Annotated in this window: 18 protein-coding genes and 1 other RNA gene; 11 read left to right on the top strand and 8 right to left on the bottom strand. The window is 69.1% G+C overall.

Features of this window, described 5'->3' with window-relative positions:
* The first annotated feature begins 2 nt into the window (after positions 1–2).
* The 5 genes from EV675_RS25725 to EV675_RS25705 are packed head-to-tail and all read left to right on the top strand — an operon-like array spanning position 3 to position 5340.
* Complete coding sequence (locus EV675_RS25725) at positions 3–1184, top strand: glycosyltransferase family 2 protein (RefSeq protein ID WP_242621600.1); 1182 nt, start codon at positions 3–5, stop codon at positions 1182–1184.
* A complete protein-coding gene (locus EV675_RS25720) occupies positions 1181–2467 on the top strand; it encodes a lipopolysaccharide biosynthesis protein (protein WP_207222052.1) in 1287 nt (428 codons plus the stop codon). The genes EV675_RS25725 and EV675_RS25720 overlap by 4 nt, the downstream gene beginning before the upstream one ends.
* On the top strand, positions 2464–3231 hold the full coding sequence (locus EV675_RS25715) for a polysaccharide deacetylase family protein (protein ID WP_341273603.1): 768 nt from the start codon (positions 2464–2466) through the stop codon (positions 3229–3231). The genes EV675_RS25720 and EV675_RS25715 overlap by 4 nt, the downstream gene beginning before the upstream one ends.
* Entirely contained in the window at positions 3224–4297 is a 1074-nt protein-coding gene (locus EV675_RS25710; RefSeq protein ID WP_130361296.1) for an acyltransferase family protein, read from the top strand. Before EV675_RS25715 ends, EV675_RS25710 begins: the two co-directional genes overlap by 8 nt.
* A gap of 2 nt (positions 4298–4299) precedes the next feature.
* Positions 4300–5340, top strand: a complete 1041-nt coding sequence (locus EV675_RS25705; protein WP_130361294.1) for an acyltransferase family protein — start codon at positions 4300–4302, stop codon at positions 5338–5340.
* Here the strand turns inward: EV675_RS25705 and EV675_RS25700 are convergent.
* Genes EV675_RS25700 through EV675_RS25680 form a run of 5 tightly spaced genes read right to left on the bottom strand, consistent with a single transcriptional unit; the run spans position 5327 to position 11383 of the window.
* Positions 5327–6340, bottom strand: a complete 1014-nt coding sequence (locus tag EV675_RS25700) for a capsular biosynthesis protein (protein ID WP_130361293.1) — start codon at positions 6338–6340, stop codon at positions 5327–5329. The two genes, EV675_RS25705 and EV675_RS25700, sit on opposite strands and share 14 nt — an antisense overlap.
* A gap of 1 nt (position 6341) precedes the next feature.
* The gene (locus EV675_RS25695; RefSeq protein ID WP_130361291.1) at positions 6342–7310 is read right to left on the bottom strand and encodes an NAD-dependent epimerase/dehydratase family protein; all 969 of its coding nucleotides are present in this window, start codon (positions 7308–7310) and stop codon (positions 6342–6344) included.
* Positions 7307–8992, bottom strand: coding sequence for an FAD-dependent oxidoreductase (locus tag EV675_RS25690; RefSeq protein ID WP_130361289.1), 1686 nt, complete (start codon positions 8990–8992; stop codon positions 7307–7309). The genes EV675_RS25695 and EV675_RS25690 overlap by 4 nt, the downstream gene beginning before the upstream one ends.
* A 25-nt stretch (positions 8993–9017) precedes the next feature.
* Complete coding sequence (locus EV675_RS25685) at positions 9018–10490, bottom strand: hypothetical protein (protein ID WP_130361287.1); 1473 nt, start codon at positions 10488–10490, stop codon at positions 9018–9020.
* A gap of 11 nt (positions 10491–10501) precedes the next feature.
* A complete protein-coding gene (locus tag EV675_RS25680) occupies positions 10502–11383 on the bottom strand; it encodes an SLBB domain-containing protein (RefSeq protein ID WP_165404776.1) in 882 nt (293 codons plus the stop codon).
* A 217-nt stretch (positions 11384–11600) separates the two neighbouring features.
* Between EV675_RS25680 and EV675_RS25675 the strand changes: the two genes are divergently transcribed.
* The 3 genes from EV675_RS25675 to EV675_RS25665 are packed head-to-tail and all read left to right on the top strand — an operon-like array spanning position 11601 to position 14017.
* The gene (locus EV675_RS25675) at positions 11601–12389 is read left to right on the top strand and encodes a WecB/TagA/CpsF family glycosyltransferase (RefSeq protein WP_130361283.1); all 789 of its coding nucleotides are present in this window, start codon (positions 11601–11603) and stop codon (positions 12387–12389) included.
* 11 nt (positions 12390–12400) lie between these two features.
* Positions 12401–13792, top strand: a complete 1392-nt coding sequence (locus EV675_RS25670; RefSeq protein WP_242621599.1) for an undecaprenyl-phosphate glucose phosphotransferase — start codon at positions 12401–12403, stop codon at positions 13790–13792.
* A 12-nt stretch (positions 13793–13804) separates the two neighbouring features.
* A complete protein-coding gene (locus EV675_RS25665; RefSeq protein WP_130361281.1) occupies positions 13805–14017 on the top strand; it encodes a SlyX family protein in 213 nt (70 codons plus the stop codon).
* A gap of 15 nt (positions 14018–14032) precedes the next feature.
* Here EV675_RS25665 and recR read toward each other — a convergent pair whose 3' ends face one another.
* Genes recR through dnaX form a run of 3 tightly spaced genes read right to left on the bottom strand, consistent with a single transcriptional unit; the run spans position 14033 to position 16991 of the window.
* Positions 14033–14644, bottom strand: a complete 612-nt coding sequence (recR, locus tag EV675_RS25660) for a recombination mediator RecR (RefSeq protein WP_130361279.1) — start codon at positions 14642–14644, stop codon at positions 14033–14035.
* A gap of 11 nt (positions 14645–14655) precedes the next feature.
* The gene (locus tag EV675_RS25655) at positions 14656–14982 is read right to left on the bottom strand and encodes a YbaB/EbfC family nucleoid-associated protein (protein WP_124690463.1); all 327 of its coding nucleotides are present in this window, start codon (positions 14980–14982) and stop codon (positions 14656–14658) included.
* The gene (gene dnaX / locus EV675_RS25650; protein ID WP_130361277.1) at positions 14979–16991 is read right to left on the bottom strand and encodes a DNA polymerase III subunit gamma/tau; all 2013 of its coding nucleotides are present in this window, start codon (positions 16989–16991) and stop codon (positions 14979–14981) included. The genes EV675_RS25655 and dnaX overlap by 4 nt, the downstream gene beginning before the upstream one ends.
* A gap of 274 nt (positions 16992–17265) precedes the next feature.
* On the opposite strand from dnaX, the gene ffs reads away from it, so the two are divergent.
* The 3 genes from ffs to rho all read left to right on the top strand — a co-directional run bounded on the left by ffs (position 17266) and on the right by rho (position 19463).
* Positions 17266–17363: signal recognition particle sRNA small type (gene ffs, locus EV675_RS25645), an RNA gene on the top strand.
* Between the two features lie 321 nt (positions 17364–17684).
* Complete coding sequence (gene trxA, locus EV675_RS25640; protein ID WP_087840746.1) at positions 17685–18011, top strand: thioredoxin TrxA; 327 nt, start codon at positions 17685–17687, stop codon at positions 18009–18011.
* Positions 18012–18206: 195 nt separating this feature from the next.
* Positions 18207–19463 carry a transcription termination factor Rho gene (gene rho, locus EV675_RS25635; protein WP_087840747.1) on the top strand — a complete coding sequence of 419 codons (1257 nt, stop codon included), beginning with the start codon at positions 18207–18209 and terminating at the stop codon, positions 19461–19463.
* Positions 19464–19789: the final 326 nt, after the last annotated feature.

Below are 19789 nucleotides of genomic sequence, written 5' to 3'. Positions count from 1 at the left end.
CCGTGGGACTGATCTATTTCCTGCTTTGCCTGGCGGCCGTTCCCGCCACCATCTCCTGCCTCTACCTGGGCCTGATGACGCTGTTGTCGTGGCGCGCTCCCGCGCCGCAGCCGGCATCGCGCTCGCTGCGCTTCGACATCCTGGTCCCCGCCCACAACGAGGCCGCCGTGATCGAACGCACGGTCGCCAGCCTGCGGCAGATCGACTGGCCCGCCGACCGCATGCGCGTGGTCGTGATCGCCGACAACTGCGCCGACGACACCGCGCGGCTGGCCGCCGCCGCGGGCGCCACGGTGATCGAGCGCCGCGACGACACGCTGCGCGGCAAGGGCTATGCGCTGGCCCATGGCATCGCCCACAGCGCCGCCGGCCAGTGGGCGGACGCCATCGCCGTGGTCGACGCCGACACGGTGGTTTCGCCCAATTTCCTGTCGGCCTTCGCCGCGCGCATCGAGCAAGGCGCACAGGCCCTGCAAGCCAACTACGGCGTGCTCAATCCCGACGACTCCTGGCGCACCCGCATCATCACCATCGCCTATGGCGCATTCCACGCGGTCCGCGGCCGTGCCCGGGAACGCCTGCGCGTCTCCTGCGGCCTGCGCGGCAACGGCATGGGCTTCACCCATGCGCTGCTGCGCGACCATCCGTTCCGCTCGGTCTCGCTGACCGAGGACCTGGAACAAGGCATCGTCCTGGGCCTGGAAGGCATCCGCGTCTGGTACGTGGACGAGGCCCACGCCGATGCCGAACTGGTGGCCTCGGGATCGGCCTCGGTCTCGCAGCGCCAGCGCTGGGAAGGCGGCCGCTTCGCGGTGATCCGTATCTACACCGGCAGGCTGCTGCGCGCCGGGCTGGCGCGGCCGGACCGCATCTGCATGGATCTCGCGCTGGACCTGCTGACCCTGCCCATCGGCTACGTCGCGCTGGAAATCGGCGCCCTGCTGGTGCTCGCGCTGCTGGCCGCGCTGGTCACGCCGGCCGCCTGGGCCTGGGTGGGCTGGGCGGTCCTGATGGGCATCATCCTGGGCGCGCACATCCTGCGCGGCTGGCAACTGGGGCCGCTGGGCCCGCGTGCGCTGCTGGACCTGGCGCGCGCGCCGTTCTTCGTGCTGTGGAAACTCCATGCGCTGCTGCGGCGGCGCGGGGAACAGGGCTGGGTCAAGACCCGGCGCGACGGACAATGACGGACTCGCCGTTCTCGTCCCGGCTGGTACGGCTGTTCGGCAGCTCGATCGTCGATCAGGCGCTGTTGTCCGGCGCCAACTTCCTGGTCGGGCTGATCCTGATCCGTTATGCCAGCGAGACCCAGTACGGGTACTACGTGCTGGCCTTCAACGGCATGATGCTCGCCACCACGCTGCAAGGCACCTTCATCTCGACGCCGCTGGTGATACGCCTGCCCGGCCTGGACGCCGACGCGCGCCGGTCGTGGATAGGCGGGCTGTGGCGGGACCAGCGGCGCTGGACCGCGGCCGGCAGCGCCGTGGCGCTGGCCGCCATCGGGCTGGCCTGGGCGGCGGACGCGCTGCAGCCCGACGCCCTGCCCGTCTGCATCGCGGCGGTCGCCCTGCTGGCCGCCGCGACCTACCGGGAATATTTCCGCGGCATCCTGCTCGTCTACCAGCGGCCGCACGCGGTCCTGGCCGCCGACACGGTCTATGTGGCGGGCCTGATCGCCGGGGGCCTCCTGGCCATGCGCCAGCCCGTCGCCGCCACCATCGCGCTGGGCGGCGCCGCGCTGTCCGCGCTGGCGTGCGGCCGGCTGCTGCGCCGCGCGCTGCGCGACGACATGGACGCCGACGCCCCGCCGGGCCGCATGCGCGAGATCGCCCACGTCGGCTTCTGGGCCGCTTCGGGCGGCGTCATCTACTGGCTGTTCAACCAGGGCTACAGCTTCCTGGCCGCGGCCACGCTGGACCTGGCGGCCGTAGCCGCCCTGGCCGCGTCCCGGCTCGTCATGATGCCCGTGAACCTGGTCACGGCCGGCGTGCAGAAGCAGTTGACGCCCGTCGCCTCGGGCTGGCTGCACCAGCTCGGGCCGCGCGCGACCGCACGGCGCCTCGTGCTGTTCTCCGCCATCCTGGGGGCGATGACGCTGATCTACCTGGGCATCGCCTGGCTGCTGCGCGACTGGATCTTCATCGACCTGATGCGCAAGGATTTCGCGCAGCGCGACATCCTGTTCCAGCTCTGGGGCGCCGTGTTCCTGGTCATGTCGCTGCGGGATCCGCTGATGCTCCTGCTGCTGCTGCGGCAGCGGCTGCGCACGCTGACCGCCATCACGCTGGGATCGGCGCTGCTGTCGCTGGCCATCTGCCAGGCGGCGATGCTGCACTGGGGCGCGATCGGAGCCCCCTTCGGCGTGCTGTGCGGCGAGCTGTTCTACATCGCCGCCGTCCTGGCCTGCACGCGCGCCGAGATACGCCGCGCCGAGACGGCGGCCGTTGCACAGGAGGCCTTGCCGTGACCCGGGCCATCCCCATCCTGATGTACCACCAGATCGACGCGCTGCCGCCCGCTGGCATGCCCTTCCGGCACCTGACGGTCGCGCCCGGCGCCTTCGCGGCGCAGATGCGCTGGATGCACAGGCTGGGCTACCGCGGCCTGTCGATGCGGGACCTGCAACCCTATCTGTCGGGCGAACGGCGAGGCCGGGTGTTCGGCATCACCTTCGACGACGGCTATCTGAACGTGCTGCGCCACGCGCTGCCCGTGCTGCGCGAGGTCGGGTTCAGCGCGACTAACTACGTGGTGGCCGGCCGCGTGGGCGGAACCAACGACTGGGACGCCGCCCACCGCATCCCTCAGGTCCCGCTGATGTCCGCCGACCACCTGCGGCAATGGGCCGAGGCGGGCCAGGAGATCGGTTCGCATACGACCGACCACGTGGACCTGCCCCGGCAGGAACCGGAGCAGGCACGGACGCAGATCGCCGGATCCCGGCAGCGGCTGCAGGCCCTGACGGGCCAGCCTGTCGACGCTTTCTGCTTTCCCTACGGACGCTACGACGAACGCCACGTCGAACTGGCGCGCGAGGCCGGCTATCGCAATGCGACCACCATCCAGCGCGGGCTCGCCCGGCCGGGGGACGACGCCTGGCAGCTGCCCCGGATCACGGTGGACGGCACGGCCGGCATCGCGGCCTTCCTGGTGCAGTTGCTGACGCCCTACGAAGACTGGCGTGCGGGCTGGCAACGGTTCAAGCGGGCAAGGACGCGTTCGCATGGCTGAACCGACCGTGCCCCCGACACCGCGCCACGCGCACATCGACGTCGCCAAAGGGATAGGCATCGCGCTGGTGGTCCTCGGCCACGGCTGGTGGCTGTTCGATGCGCGTCCCCGGCTGCTCGACGTCATCACCTCGTTCCACCTGCCCATTTTCCTGTTCCTGTCGGGCGCCCTGCTGCGCCCGGGGCGATCGTGGGCCGAGTTCGCGGCGGGCCGGGCCCAGGCCCTGCTCAAGCCGTATTTCACGGTACTGCTGGCGCTGGCCGTGGCGGCGGTGGCGCTGCGGGGCCAGCGCTTCATCGACCGCGCAGCCGCCATGCTGTACGGCAACGGCGAGACGCTGACCTGGATCCCGATGTGGTTCCTGCCCTACACCTGGCTGGTCATGCTGGCGACCTACTGGCTGATCCAGCGGCGCGCGCTGGCCGGGCACGCAATGGCCCGCGCGGCGCTGCTGCTGGCGCTGGCCTGGGGCGGCGCGCTGGCCGTCCCGCTGGCCTGGAACCTGCCGGTATCGCTGTTCGGCCAGCAGATCATCGTGCGCGGCCTGCCCTTCAGCGTCGACCTGCTGCCCATAGGCTGCTTCTTCATGCTGCTGGGCCACGCCTTGCGCGGCCGCGTGCTGGCCGACACCGGCCGGGCGACGCGCATCGCGTGCTGGGCGGCCCTCCTCGTGTTCCTGGCCTGGCATGCCCTGGTGCCCGCTTCGCTCGACCTGAACCTGCGGCGCTACGACGATCCGCTGCTGTCCACGGTGGCGGCGCTGGTCGGCATCGCCGCCGCGCTGGCCGTGGCCCGCCTCCTGGCCCCGGCCCCCTGGCTGGGTCCGGTGCTCGGCTACCTGGGCAAGGCTTCGCTGTTCATCCTGATCTTCCACCAGCCCGTACAGACCGCGGCCTGGCACGCGCTTCATCCCTCGCTGGGCACCGCTCCCGCGGCCCTGCTGGCCTGGCTGGCGGGCCTGGCGGTGCCCACCCTGCTTTTCGCGGTGGCCGGCCGCGTCGCGCCGCTGCGCGCCCTGCTGCTGCCCGCACCGCGGGCGGCCGGCCCGGACGCAAGAAGGAACTGAACATGGAAATCCGCTCCATCCAGCACTTGCGGGCGCTCGCGGCGCTGATGGTCGTCGTCTTCCACCTGCATCCGCAGTTGGCGCGGATGGGCTACGAGGGCGCCTGGCCCGATTGGCTGTCCAACGGCGTGGACATCTTCTTCGTGATCAGCGGATTCATCATGTGGACCACGACCGCCGGCCGCCCGGTCACCCCCATGGACTTCTACCGCCGGCGCATCGTTCGCATCGTGCCGCTGTATTGGCTGATCACCTCCGTCGTCGTGGCGATCATGCTGGCGGCGCCGCAGCTGCTGCAGACCGCGCGTTTCGACCTGCCCCACGTGCTGGCCTCGTATGCCTTCATCGCCTGGCCGTCGCCGGCGGGCCATGTGGAACCCGTGCTCGTCCCGGGCTGGACGCTGAACTACGAGATGTTCTTCTACCTCCTGTTCGGCCTTGCCCTGCTGCTGCCAGAACGGCGCCGGCTGGCCGCCACGGGCCTCGTGCTGGCGGCGCTCGCGGCGGTGGGCTGGTGGCTGCGGCCGGCCTCGCCCGCGGCGGGCTTCTATACGTCGGACATCATGCTGGAATTCCTGGCCGGCATGATGCTGGGCCGGCTGTACGCCGGCGGCGGATGGCCGGCGCGCAACGCGGCGGGATGGCCGCTGGCGCTGGCCGGTCTCGCGCTCCTGGCCGGGTCGGGCGCCTGGCCCGCCGGCACGTCGCGCCTGTTGCAGGCGGGGCTGCCCTCGATCCTGATCGTGGCCGGGGCCCTGGCGATCGAGCGGACCGGCCGCACGCCGTCGTGGCCGCTGCTGCATCGCGTGGGCGACGCCTCGTATTCGCTGTACCTGATCCACCCGCTGGTGCTGTCCGCCCTGTCGCAGGCCTGGCGCAAGGCCGGACTGGGCGGCACGGCGGCGGGCATGGCGGCCTTCTGCCTGGTCGCGGTTGCCGTCTCCACCCTGGCCGGACTTGCCTGCCACCGGCTGGTCGAACGGCCGCTGGGACAGCGGCTCGCGCGCCGGCGGCTGCCAGCCGTCCGCGCTACGACAGGTTGAGACGGTCCTTCAGCAGCCGCCACAGGCGGCGGGAGCGGCGGTTGGCCTGGCGCTGCACGCTCCAGTCGATCATGCTGTCGTTCATGTCGTAGTCGCCCCGCTGGGCCTCGGGCACGTCGCCCGCCTCCACCGCGGCGATCAGCTCCGGCAGCCGCCGATAGAATTCGTCGCTGCGGTAGGGAGGATGCAGCGACCACATGCCCGGCGCCGTCCCCAGGAAATCCACCCGGTACAGGCCGTGATCGCGCAGCACTTCGCCCAGGATGACCTCGGCCTCGCGCGCGATGGGCGGGTTGCCCAGCAGATGCGACTTGATCCGGCTGGCCAGCACCGGCGGCGTCAACGGCAGGACCCCGACCTTCTCGCGCAGTTTCTGCTGGTCCATCACGAACACGCGGGTGCTGGCATGCTGGAACCGGTAGGCCAGCCCCAGCTCCGGCCGGTCCAGGCGTTCGGCGCCTTCCCCATGGCCGAAGATCCGCCCATCCGCCCTGGGCGGCCCCGGCAGCGGGCTCGCGAGCAGCACGTCGGGATCGCCGTCCAGCAGGCGCACCGCTTCCCCGACCCACTGCCGGCTGGCGCCGCCGAACAGCATGTCGCCGTCAAAGTGAATCACGTACCGCGCCCGCGCCTCCAGCAGGCCGTGGAAATAGGCATAGAACGGTCCGCCGTCCCAGGCCTTGACCGGGATGTCGTCCCGGCCGAAATAGGTGCGGGCCACTTCCCGGCGGGTTTCCGGCCGGTAGTCGACCTCGTGCCAGGACACGCGCGGGTCCTGGGCCCGCAGTTCGTCGACGATGGCGCGCAGGGCCGCCAGGTTCTCGTCGAAGCCGGCGCCGCGATACCGCCCCGCGCGGCTGCGGTGCACGTCGATGGTGACGACGAAGCGGTCGACCATCGGCCCCCACACCCGCAGTTGGTGGGCCAGCAGGTGGCGGGCATGGCGCACGTCCATCGGGTACATGCTGATCTGCACCGCCACGCGGTAGGGATAGGCCACGTCAGTTCCTCGCTTCTTCCGATTGCCCGGACCGGTTCGCCAGGGATTCCGCCAGGCCGGCCTCGAGGGTTGTCCACTGCATGCCGAGCACCTGCTCGGCGCGCCGCACGTCCAGGCGGATGTCCTGCTGCCACAGCCGCAGCAGCGCGGGCGAAATCACGGGCGGCAGGCCGCGCAGGCCGGCCTTGCCGCCGGCAATCTCCAATATTTTCAGGGGTGGCGCCAGCACCTTGCCTTCCAGTTTGAGCCGCCGGGCGGTCAGGCGCCGCACCGGCACCGCGCCCATGGCGCGCGCCAGGCGCATGAAGTAGACGTTCCAACTGGGGGCGCCGGCCATGGCGAGATTGAACGCGCCGTCCGCGCCCCGCCGCAGCATCGCCGCGGTCGCGGCCACGACGTCATCGACGTGGACGAGGTTGCTGCATCCATCGCCGGCCGGCCCCAGGTCGCCCAGGCGGCGGGCGCGCAACAGACGCACGATGCGTTCGGTCCACTGCGGGCTGCCGGCGCCATAGATGCAGCCGGGCCGCAGGATACCTACCTGGGCTGCGTCCGCCAGCAGCGCCTCCGCCTGGATCTTGGCGCCGCCATAGGACTGGGGCGGCAGGCTGGCGAACGGATGGCTCTCGTCCACTTTGCCGACCGCATCGCCGTAGACCGCCATGGAGCTGAAATGCACGATGCGCAGCGGCCGCGAGCGCGAGGCCTGGACCTCGGCCAGCGCGCGCGCCGTGGCCACCATGACGTCGGCGCTGCCCGCCACGCAATTGACCACGGCGTCCACACCGGCCGCGGCCCGGGTCAACGACCCGGTATCCGTGGCCTCGCAGAAGACGGTCTCGATATCGCCGGCCACCGGTTTGCGGCGCGTCGCGGCCACGGGTTCGGCCCAGTCGGAGGCATGCAGCGCGGCGGCCAGCCGGCGGCCGACGTAGCCGCTGGCGCCCAGGATCAGGACACGGGTCTTCATGCGGGACTCCCAGGATCGGCCGGCTCGCCGCCGGCATGCCGGATCTGCAGGTGCCGCGCCAGGCGCAGCGCCAGCGCAACGAGGGTCAGGGTGGGGTTGGCCTGGCTGGACGTCGGGAACACCGCCGCCCCGGCCACGTACAGGTTCCGCACCTCATGGACGCGGCAGTTCCTGTCGACCACGCTGGTGCGCGGATCGTCGCCCATGCGCGCCGTGCCGATGTGGTGGCCGCCGTAGGCGCCGTAGCGCGTCATCTCCCGCTCGACCTCGCCCGGATCGTAATCGAACTCGCCAATGCCCGAATCGCGGACATCGGCCGCCAGCAAGGCCAGGGACTTCTGTACCGTCGCCACGTCCTGGCGCGTGTAGTGCCAGTCGACGTGCAGCCGCCGCATGCCGAGTTCGTCGACGGACGTTCCCAGGGACACCCGGCTCTCCCGATTGGGCTCCTGTTCGGCGTGGAAATCCAGGCTGTAGCGCTGGGTCCGGGGGTAGACGATGATGGAGGGAAACTTGCGGGCGGCCAGGGTCCTGTCGCGCAGCCAGTGCCACAGGAAACCCGCCACCGACGGCGCGCCCCGCAGCACGTTGAAAGCATGCCGCAGCCAGCCCCCCACGGAGACCCGCTCGTCGCCGTGCAGGCGCTTGGCGTATTCGTAGGGCACGAAGGCCCGGGCCAGGAACAGCAGCGACAGGATGGCGGTCCCGTGCGCGGGGTCGGTGATCCGGGGGTGATGCAGCCGGGCCACGAAATTGCCGATGCCCTGCTCGCGCTGCACATCGGGCCGCAGCGCCAGCCGCCGCCGACAGTACGTGCCGTCGTCGGCGACGTCGTAGCCGTGCCAGGCCCGATGGGGCGGCGCCAGCACGAGGCTGCCTATGGTACCGGCCAGGTGGCACATGTAGTAGCGGCCCACCACGTCGTGCGCGTTGCCCACGCCCCGTCCCGTGCGGCCGGGACTGTTCAGCAGCAGCCGGACCACCTCCAGGCCGCCCGCGGCCAGCACCACGCTGTCCGCCGACACGGCGAAAGCCTTGCCGTCCAGCGTCTTGAATTCCACGTGACGGATCGCCTCGCCGGCCTCGTCCAGTTCCAGCCGGGTCACGTTCGCGTGCAGCACGACGCGCAGGTCCGGCGCCGCCCGCAAACGCCCCAGGTAGCGCCCGCCGAAATTCGTGGGACAGCTGAAGCGCTCCAGCGTCTGGGTGGAGAAATGGCTTTCGTCGAAGCCTTCCAGCATGGGCCGGCGCGGCTCCGCGAACGCTTCGGCCATCGTATAGGCATAGTCGCCGGCCTCGCACCAGGCATTGGCCGCCGGATAGTAGGGCGCCAGGTCCTCGGGGCCGAGGGGCCAACCGCTGCCGGCAATGTACGGACGGGCCTCGAAATCGATGGGGTCCAGGGGCATGCAGCGTCCGCCCCAGATCGTCGTCGAGCCGCCCAGTTGGCGCTGGCGGTAGCGGTCGAGCGGACTGTGCAGCGCGGCGTCTTCGACCGTGCCCTCGTACAGGGCCTGTGTGCGCGGCTCGGGTTCCTGGCCGCCTGCCTCCAGCACGACCACGTCCAGGCCGGAGTCGGCCAGCGACAGGGCCATGGCGATGCCGGCCGCGCCGGCCCCCACGATACAGATGTCCGCGTGCAGCCGGGCGTCCTGCGGCAACGCATTGGCGTCGAGCAACATGGTGGGCCTCAGGGGAAGGAAATCGTCATTGGTCGCACAGCCGGGTATCCAGGTAGCGGGGCGCGTCGCACTCCTCGCGCATGTACAGGCGCGACGGCCGCGGCGAGCCATTGTCGTACATCAGAGTCACGCCGGCGCGGACCACCGTGCCGCCGTAGCCCGGATACCCCGCCCCGCTGACGCGCTCGCGCCAGCCGTCCAGGGTCAGCAGGACACGGGGATTCATCTGCCACTCCAGGCGCGGCCCCACGCGCCAGCTCATGGTCTCGGAGGTGCCGCCCGCGCCGATGCGATAGTTCTTCTGCCGTTCGCGCACGACGTTCAGCGACAGCCAGGTCTTCTCGCCGGCCTGCCAACGCATGCTTACCCGGCCTCCGGTCAAGGTGGAATACAGCGTGGAGGGATCTTCCTCGTTGCCGAACGGCCGATGCCACAGGTGGAGGTGGAACGCGGTCTTCACCGAGTAGTCCCAGTAGGCGCGCAGTTCGGCGGTGACGAAATCCACGTTGCGGTCGGTCAGCGTCGAATACCGGCGCTGGCGCCAGCCCGCGTAGCCTTCCAGGGCGGTCCTGGCGCTGTAGTGCCAGATGCTGTTCAGGAAGAACTCGGTGTCGGTGTAGGCCCGGTCCAGTTGCTGGATCTGGAGCGGCGTGCGATCCGGATAACTGCTGCGCACCCGCGAGACGCCGGCCATCACGTAGGAGTTGTCCCGGCCCATGAGGCGGCCGGCCAGCTGTATCTGGCTGTCGTCCCGGTTGTACAGCTGCTGGTTCAGCGCGAACTCGTTGCGCGAGGACGTGCGCGACACGCCCAGGATCGGCAGGGTCAGCGACTCGGTCACGCGCAGGCCGATGTCGGCGTTGAACACCCGCTGCTTGAGCAGGTCGCGCTCGGGCCAGCTGCTGGCCATGTAGCGGTTGAGCCGGACCCGGTCGGAAACCGAGGCGCTGCCCTGGAGCAGGTCTCCCGCGCGCCACTGCAAGGTCGTCCTGAACGCGTGGGGATGGTGGTCGAGCTGGCCCTGGTCCCGGTAGTCGACGTTGCCGAAGGCCGCCGAGGCCAGGAGCCGCGTGCGCTCGGACGCCAGGGGAATGATCGCGGCCGCGCGCACCTCGTCGCCCACGGCCAGGTCGCCGTGCCGCCGGTCCCCCGCCGTGTCCGGCAAGCGATAGGGGTTGCTGACCTGCTGGATCACGCGCGAGATCTGGACCGAGTATTCGATGCCTTCGGGAAAGACCGGCGAACCCGCGCCCAGGCCGCGCCGCGTCGGCGGCGCCTGGCCGGCATCTGCGCGCGCTTCCGGCGCAGGCACCGCCGCCGGGACGGGCGGTTCGGCCGCCTTGGGCGCCACCGCCCCCACGGTCTTGGCGATGACCGCGTCGATCATCGCATCGGCTTCAGGCTGCCCGGCCCCCGCGGGCCGGACGGCGCACAGCGACACGGCCACCGCCAGCGGTATCGCCGACTGCCAGACAGAGGAACGCTGGTGCGCGCGCACGCCCGCTCCGGCTAGAAGAAGCGTTCGTCGACGTAGATGACGTCGCCGGCAGCAACCGGATCGTCGAGGTTGACGCGTTGCTTGCGTTGCTCGCCCGTGCCGGGATCCGGCCGGCTGATGCTGATGCGGCGTTCCGAGGCCCGCTGCGTCAGCCCTCCGGCCAGCGACAGCGCGCGCATCACGTTCAGGCCCCGCTCCATGGGATAGGCGCCCCCCCGCGTGACTTCGCCGTAGATGTAGAAAACCTTGGCCTGCGGCACGTAGACGACGTCGCCGGCCTGCAGCGACAGGTCCTGGACGGGACGGTCGGGCAGGCTCTTGTTGCCTATCAGCAACTCCATCCGGCGCTGGCCGTCCGGGGCCTGGGAGTCCTTGCGCAGGACCACGGCCACGTCGTCGGCGTTGTCCTTCAGGCCGCCGGCCTGGGCCAGCAACTCCAGCAGCGTCAGGCTGCCCTCGATGGGATACCGGCCGGGCTTGGCGACGCTGCCGAGGATGGAGGCCATGCGGCTGCGGACCCGCAGCACTTCGATCGCCACCTGGGGATCGTTCAGGTATCCGCGCTGGCGCAGCCCGTCGGCGATCCGCTTGGCGATGGCCGAGGGCGCCTCGCCCCCGACGGCCATGTCTCCCAGGAAAGGAACCACGATGTGTCCCCGGACGTCCAGCGTGACCTGGGCGGCCAGTTCCGGCTGGCCGTAGACCGTGAGATAAAGCGTGTCGCCCGGCCCCACCGTGGCGACGGCGCCCCCCTCGACTTCGGAGGGAACGATGGTTGCGGGCGCCAGGCGGCCGGGATGAGGCATCTCATCGGCGGCGTAGGCGGCACCAAGCGCCAGCCACGCCACCAGCGCAGCCAGCACCTTGGGCAGACATATGCGTAATTGCCTCAAAACCACTCCATTGAAGTCACGGAAACGCCCGCTAAAATCATCGCGCCGATTATAGAGGGGGATCAGGGACGGACCGCGGGTGCGACATTCTCGCAGAACAGCGTAGCAAAGGAACAGCAAACAACTCCAAGCCGGGAAATAACAGGCGCAATTTTTTGTAGCATTCTGCCGGCATCCCTTCAGCCCCACGCTCACCACGCCCGTCCTCCATTTCGACATGCCTACACACCCTGCCCAGCCCGACATCGTCCGGATGCGGCTTTTCGACCTGGACATCATCGCGGCGACCTTTTCCGAGGCCGTCGCGATCCTGACCGACGCCGTCGCCAGCCGGCGCGGACCGGCGGGCATCGTGTCGACCCCCAACGTCGACCACGTGGTGCGCCTGGACAAGCAGCCCGATCTCCAGCCCATCTACCGCCAGGCCGAGTACCTGTTCGCCGACGGCATGCCCATCGTCTGGGCCAGCCGCCTGCTGGGCCGCCCGCTGCCCGAGCGCGTGACGGGCTCGGACCTGTTCGTGGCGCTGTGCCGGCAGGCGGTCGCGCATGGCTGGAAGATCGTGATCCTGGGCGGCATGCCCGGCGACGGCCCCATGCTGGAAAGCCGGTTCGCCGCCACCTATCCCGGCATCGACGTCACCGTGATGACGCCGTCGATGCGTTTCGATCCGAACGGCGACGAAGGACGCGAAGCCGCGGACCGCATCCGCACCCTGGCGCCCGACCTGGTCTTCGTCTGCCTGGGCATGCCCAAGCAGGAGACCTGGGCCGGCCGCTATGCCCCCACGCTGCCCCACGGGCTGGTGCTGTGCGTGGGCGCGGCCATGGAATTCGCCATCGGCCTGCAGCGGCGCGCCCCGCGGCTGGTCCAGCGGATGGGCATGGAATGGCTGTGGCGCCTGCTCTGCAATCCCGGCAGGCTGTGGCGGCGCTATCTGAAGGAAGACCCCCGGTTCTTCGCCATCTGCTGGCGGGAATATCGCTCCGGCGTCCGCGGACGCTGACAGGAAACCCCATGGCCACCAGCCGCCTTCCCTCCCACCAGCGCATGTTCTACAGCATGGCCGCCATCGGCGCAGCCGTGATCGCGCTGCTCTGCCATGCCGCCACCAGCGTCTATTTCGGGCGCCAGCCCTCGAACGAGGACGGGGCGCTGCTGCTCGTCATCGCGCTGGCCACCGGCATCGCCTATTACCGCTTCGAACAGCTGCTGAGCACGCGGACCATGGCCTTCATGCTGTGGCGCGCCATCCTGACCTGGTCGCAGGTGGTCATGGTGACGCTGCTCGCCTTCATCCTTCTGCCCATCGAGCACCGCAACCTGGGCCGGGAAATCCTGCAGGCCTGGGCCTTCCTGACGCCCGTGGCGCTGCTGCCCGGCCTGGCGCTGATGCGGCTCAGCGCGCAGCACCTGTACGGCGCCAGCCAGTACGTCCGCCGCGCCATCTTCATCATGCCCGGCTTCCAGGCCCAGACCCTGGCCATCCGGCTGCGCCGCTCGCCGGCCATGGGCATCCTGGTGGACGGCTACTTCGACGACACCCCGCGGCCGGAGCCGCTGGACTCCCTGCCCTACCTGGGAAATCTGCCCCAGGCGGTCGAGCACCTGAAGGAACAGAAGTCCAACGTCGCCTTCATCAGCATGACGCTGATGAAGACGCCCTACGCCCAGCCCATCATGAACCAGTTGGGCGACTCGACCTCGGCCATCTACCTGATCCCCGAATCGCCCGCGCTGGGCGATTTCGAGGTCAGCGTCAGCAACATGGCGGGCGTGCCCCTGCTGCGCCTGCACGACACCCAGATCCTGGGCATCGCGCGGGGCATCAAGCGCTGCATGGACCTGCTGTTCGCCGGCCTGATGCTGCTCGCGGCGGGCGTCCCCATGCTGATCATCGCGGCCCTGGTGCGGCTGAGCTCACCCGGCCCCATCCTCTTCCGCCAGACCCGCTACGGCCTGGACGGGGAACCGATACAGGTCATGAAGTTCCGGTCCATGTACACGCACCAGCCGGACCCGGGCAAGATCCACCAGGCCACCCGCGGCGACCCCCGCATCACGCCCGTGGGCCGGATCCTGCGCCGCACGTCGCTGGACGAGCTGCCCCAGTTGTTCAACGTCTTCAACGGCAGCATGAGCCTGGTCGGCCCGCGCCCCCATGCCGCGGAACACAACGAGTTCTACCGGCAGCAGATACGCGGCTACATGCTGCGCCACACGGTCAAGCCGGGCATCACCGGCTGGGCGCAGGTCAACGGCCTGCGCGGCGAAACCGACACCCTGGACAAAATGATGAAGCGGGTGGAGTACGATCGCTACTACATCCAGCACTGGTCGCCCTGGCTGGACATCCGCATTCTTTTCATGACCTTGCGCCTGGTCGTCCACGACAGCAAGGCCTATTGACGACAGCCCCACATGCCCGACACACCCGCCCCCCAGCGACTGATGGAAGTCGAGATCAAGCTCGCCTTCATGGAAGACCTGGTGGAACAACTGAACGAACTGGTCTACCGGCAGCAGCAACAGATCGATGCGCTGGCGCGCGAGCTGGCCCGGGTCCGGGAACAGAGCGCGCAGGGGCCGGCCGCGCCGGCATCGCTGCGCGACGAGATCCCTCCACACTACTGAAACGGCAAAGCGCGCCTACGGCGCGCGGCGGTCCATCAGCGCCCAGGCGATGGTGCCGGCGTCGACGTATTCCAGCTCGCTGCCCGCGGGCACCCCGCGCGCCAGCCGGGTCACGCCCAGCCCTTGCGCGCGCAGCAGCTCGGCCAGGTAGTGGGCGGTGGTCTCGCCTTCGGTCGTGAAATTGGTGGCCAGGATGACTTCCCTGACCTGGCCGTCGGTGGCGCGTGCGAGCAGGCGGTCGAAACCGATCTCGTTCGGCCCCACGCCCTCGAGCGGGGACAGCCGGCCCATCAGGACGAAATACAGCCCGTTGTAGCTGTGGCTGGCCTCGATCATGTTCTGGTCGGCCGGCGTCTCGACCACGCACAGCAGGCTGGCGTCGCGGCGCGGGCTGGCGCAGGTCTCGCAGATCTCGGATTCGGTGAAGGTATTGCAGCGCGCGCAGTGGCGCAGCCGGTCGACCGCGTCGCCCAGGGCCTGGCCCAGCATGCGGGCGCCGTGCGGGTCGTGCTGCAGCAGGTGGTAAGCCATGCGCTGCGCCGACTTGGCGCCCACCCCAGGCAGGCGCTTGAGGGCATCGACCAGCACCGACAGCGGCGCCGGCCCGACGAATCGATCGCCTGCCATTCCCGTTCCGCTCAGAAAGGCAGCTTCATGCCCGGAGGCAGGGGCAGGCCGGCGGTCAGCGCGGACATCTTTTCCTGGCTGGTGGCCTCGGCCTTGCGCAGCGCGTCGTTGAGCGCGGCGGCCACGAGATCCTCCAGCATGTCCTTGTCGTCGGCCAGCAGGCTGGGATCGATGGCGACGCGCTTGACATCGTTGCGGCAGGACATGGTCACCTTGACCAGACCGCCGCCCGAGACGCCCTCGACGAGCATGTCGGCAAGCGCTTCCTGCGCCTTCTTCATGTTTTCCTGCATCTGCTGCGCCTGGCGCATCAGGCCGGCAAGCTGTCCTTTCATCATGGCTGGGTTCCTTGTTTGGATTCGGAAGATACCGGGCGGATCGAGTCGGGTACGATCTGGCCGCCGAAACTGTCTAGCAATTCACGTACGAAGGGGTCGGCCATGATCGCGCGCTCGGCCTCGGCCTGGCGCGCCTGGCGCTCGGACTCGGCCACCGCGAAAGCGGTGGCGTCGCCGGTCTGGCCGATCTCGAAGCGCAGCCGCACGGGCACGCCGAAATGCTGCTCGAGCACGACGCGCAGGCGCTCTACCCCCGCGCCTTCGGCCAGCCCGCGGGTCGCAACCTTCAGCACCACGGTGCCGCCTTCGACGCCCACCCATTCGCTTTGCTGCGCGAGCTGGGCGGCGATGCCCTTGATGGGCAGCCGCGCCGCCAATTCCGGCCACGGCTCGTTCAATGCGATGGGACCGCCGGACGCGCCGGCCATGCCGTCGCCGCCGCGGGCGGGTTCGGCCTGGACCACGGGCGGCGCTGGCACCGCGGGCGCTTCCGGTACCACGGGCGGCGCCTCGTCCCGGTCCGGGCCGGCAGCGGGTCGCGAAGCCGCGGCCTCGTCGTCCCGCAGCCCGGCCTCGGCCTCCGAGTGCCAGGCAGGCGGCCCGTCTTCGTCGGAACCCGCCCCATCCGGGGGCGAGGCCGGTGCCGGTGCCGGCGCGGTCCGCGCCGTGTTGCCGGCCGGCCGGGCAGGCGCCGAGGCCGGCGCGCGCTTGTTGCCGGCCATCGACATGTTGCGGGCTGCGGCCAACGCCTCGGCCGCAGCCGATGCGCGCGCCGGCGCGGGCGCGGGGGCGGGGGCGGCCGGACGCGCGGCCGGCGGCACCGAAGCTGGAGCCGGAGCCGGCATCGACGCGGCCACCGCCGGCGCCGCCTTCAAGGCGGCGGACCGCTGGACCGGCGCGGGGGCCTCCTGGGATGCCGCCTGCGGTTCGGCGGTGAATGCCAGCATGCGCAGGCAGGCCATCACGAAACCGGCGTATTCGTCGGGCGCCAGCGCCAGTTCGGCGCGGCTGTGCACGGCGATGGAATAGAACAGTTGGATCTCGTCGGCGGAGAACTCGCCTGCCAGCCGCTGGATGTCCGCCGCCAGGGGGTCCTCCTCGGACACCGCGCCCGGCACGCGCTGGGCCATGCCCATGCGCGACAGCATCACCGCCAGGTCGGCCAGCGCCCCGGCATACGACAGGCTGCGCGCCGCCAGTTCGTCGGCCACGCCCACCACCCCGGCGCCGTCCGCCGCGCGGACCGCATCCAGCAGGCGCACCAGATGGCGCTGGTCGATCGTGCCCAGCATGCCGCGCACGGCTTCTTCCGACAGGTTGCCGGCGCTGTAGGCGATGGCCTGGTCGGTCAGCGACAGGGCATCCCGCATGGAGCCGCGCGCCGCCTGGCCGATCAGGCGCAGGGCCGGGATCTCGAACGGCAGCTGTTCATCCGCCAGCACATGCTCGAGGTGGCCGACGATGGCCTCCGGCGGCATCTGCTTGAGGTTGAACTGCAGGCAGCGGCTCAGCACCGTGACCGGGATCTTCTGCGGATCGGTGGTGGCCAGGATGAACTTGACGTGGGGCGGCGGCTCTTCCAGAGTCTTGAGCATGGCGTTGAACGCATGCCCGGTCAGCATGTGCACTTCGTCGATCATGTAGACCTTGAAGCGGCCGGAGGTGGGCGAATAGACCGCCTGTTCGAGCAGTTGCGTCATCTCGTCCACGCCCCGGTTCGACGCGGCGTCGAGTTCCAGGTAGTCGACGAAACGGCCGGCATCGATCTCGGTGCACGCCCGGCACTGGCCGCAAGGCGTAGCCGTGATGCCGGTCTCGCAATTGAGCGATTTCGCCAGGATGCGCGACAACGTGGTCTTGCCCACCCCGCGCGTCCCCGTGAACAGCCAGGCATGATGCAGGCGCTGCGTGGAAAGCGCGTGCGTCAGCGCACGCACCACGTGTTCTTGTCCGACCAGCGTATCGAATGAACGCGGCCGCCATTTACGAGCCAGCACCAGATATGTCATAAAAAGTATTGTACCCCCCTACGCCCTTCGGGCGCCCCCCAGGGGGCGGCACTGGCGGACCGGCAAAGCCGGATCCGCGGTGCCCTGGGTCTAGTGCGGTTTTCTTGGTTTGTGCCACCGTTGCTATCGCTGGCAGCCAGCGAAGCACGGGTGCCACAAACCAAGAAAACCGCACTAGACCCAGGATGCGGTGGATCCGGCTTTGCCGGTCCGCCCGCATCGCCCCCCTGGGGGGGCGCGCGTAAGCGCGTAGGGGGGGTGCTATACTGGCATTGGCGGGCCCCTTCGCATGGCGGAGCGGTGAACCTGGTCAGGTCGGGAACGAAGCAGCCATAGCTGTAAACCGTCAGTGCCGAAGTCAGGCTCGCCACCCAATTCCCTTGTCCTGGGCTCTAAAAACCACACTAGCCGGACAGGCTCTTGGAAAAACCGCTTTTTTGCGGTTACCATTGGTTTATCTCGGGCTCTACGCCGACCGATTCCGGCGCCTACCTGCCCCGCTCCCCTCGCGTTTCGCGCTTCTCACGCATCGTCCAGGGGTACTCCCGTCAGGATCCGCGCATATAAAAAAATTCCCCTCAGGGGTCTGGAATCCAAGCACACGCGCCCGCATATATCTAACGAATCACATATCCGTTTACCGCGCACTGCACCCTCTTCCTGCGCTTTGCGCACACCTCCAGAAGGAAAACCATGAGCGACGCGATCAAGCACGTGAGCGACTCCAGCTTCGATGCCGACGTACTTCAAGCCAATGAGCCTGTCCTGGTCGATTACTGGGCAGAATGGTGCGGTCCCTGCAAGATGATCGCCCCCATCCTGGAAGAGGCTGCCTCCCAGTACAAGGGCAAGCTGACGGTCGCCAAGCTGAACGTCGACGACAACAACGCCACGGCCGCCAAGTACGGCATCCGCGGCATTCCGACCCTGATGCTGTTCAAGAACGGCCAGGTCGTGGCCACCAAGGTCGGCGCGCTGTCCAAGTCGCAGCTCACCGCCTTCCTGGACAGCTCGCTGTAAGCAGGTAGCAAGACACGGACCGGCCCAGAGCCGGTCCTTTCCGATCAACCTTTACCACGCCCTCTCCTTGCGCACCGGCGGCGCGCCCCGGCCTCGGGATCCAGCCCTCCGCCCCAAGAGCAACAGACTCTCTGCGCAAAGTCCTCCCACGAGGACGTGTCACCACCAAGAACTCCCCCCGGAGCTTTACCCGAGATGCATCTCAATGAACTGAAGGCGCTGCACGTTTCGCAACTGCTGGAAATGGCCGCCACGCTCGAGATCGAGAACGCCAGCCGCCTGCGCAAGCAGGAACTGATGTTTGCCATCATGAAGCGGCGCGCCAAGCAGGGCGAGCCGATCTTCGGCGATGGCGTGCTGGAAGTGCTGCCCGACGGTTTCGGCTTCCTGCGTTCGCCCGAAACGTCCTACCTCGCCAGCACCGACGACATCTACATATCGCCTTCCCAGATCCGGCGCTTCAACCTGCATACCGGCGACTCCATCGAGGGCGAGGTCCGCACCCCCAAGGACGGCGAACGCTACTTCGCGCTGGTGAAGGTGGACAAGGTCAACGGCCAGGCGCCCGAGACCATGAAGCACCGCATCATGTTCGAGAACCTGACGCCGCTGCACCCGAACAAGCCGCTGCGCCTGGAACGCGACATCAAGAGCGAGGAAAACCTGACCGGCCGGATCATGGACATCTTCGCCCCCATCGGCAAGGGCCAGCGCGGCCTGCTGGTGGCAAGCCCGAAATCGGGCAAGACGGTGATGATGCAGCACATCGCGCACGCCATCACCGCCAATCATCCCGACGTCACGATGATCGTCCTGATGATCGACGAACGTCCGGAAGAAGTGACCGAAATGCAGCGCTCGGTGCGCGGCGAAGTGGTCGCCTCCACCTTCGACGAACCGGCCACCCGCCACGTGCAAGTGGCCGAAATGGTCATCGAAAAGGCCAAGCGCCTGGTCGAACTCAAGCACGACGTCGTCATCCTGCTCGACTCCATCACCCGCCTGGCCCGCGCCTACAACACCGTGGTGCCGGCTTCCGGCAAGGTCCTGACCGGCGGCGTCGACGCCAACGCCCTGCAGCGGCCCAAGCGCTTCTTCGGCGCGGCCCGCAACATCGAGGAAGGCGGCTCGCTCACCATCATCGGCACCGCCCTGATCGAAACGGGCAGCCGCATGGACGACGTGATCTACGAAGAGTTCAAGGGCACCGGCAACAGCGAAGTCCACCTGGAACGCCGCCTGGCCGAGAAGCGCGTCTACCCCGCCATCAACCTGAACAAGTCCGGCACCCGCCGCGAAGAGCTGCTGATCAAGCCGGACGTGCTGCAGAAGGTGTGGGTGCTGCGCAAGTTCATCTTCGACATGGACGAGATCCAGTCCATGGAATTCATCCTGGACAAGATGCGTTCGACGAAGAACAACGCCGAATTCTTCGACATGATGAAAAAGTAGGTCCCCCCCTACGCGCTTACGCGCGCCCAGTATGGTGAGCCCCCAGCCGCTACGCGGCAGCCCCCCAAGGGGGCGGGACCCGCCTTGGGGCGGCCCGGCGCCGGGTCCCGGGGGCGATGCGGGTGGACCGGCGGAGCCGGATCCACCGCATCCTGGCAACTACCGGGCTGGCGGGGGGTGGTTGCTCTGCCAAGCGATGTCTTTGAAGCGCGAAATGCGCCAAAAACATCGCGCTGATTGCACAAATCCGGGAATCCCGCGATAATTCAGGGCTTAGCTCTAGAAATTGGGCACGTTGTCGGACCGGCGCTCCGTCCAGCAAGTCA

The sequence above is a fragment of the Pigmentiphaga kullae genome (genome assembly GCF_004216695.1).
Classification (GTDB): Bacteria; Pseudomonadota; Gammaproteobacteria; order Burkholderiales; family Burkholderiaceae_B; genus Pigmentiphaga; species Pigmentiphaga kullae.
This window is presented reverse-complemented; position numbering and strand designations above follow the sequence as displayed.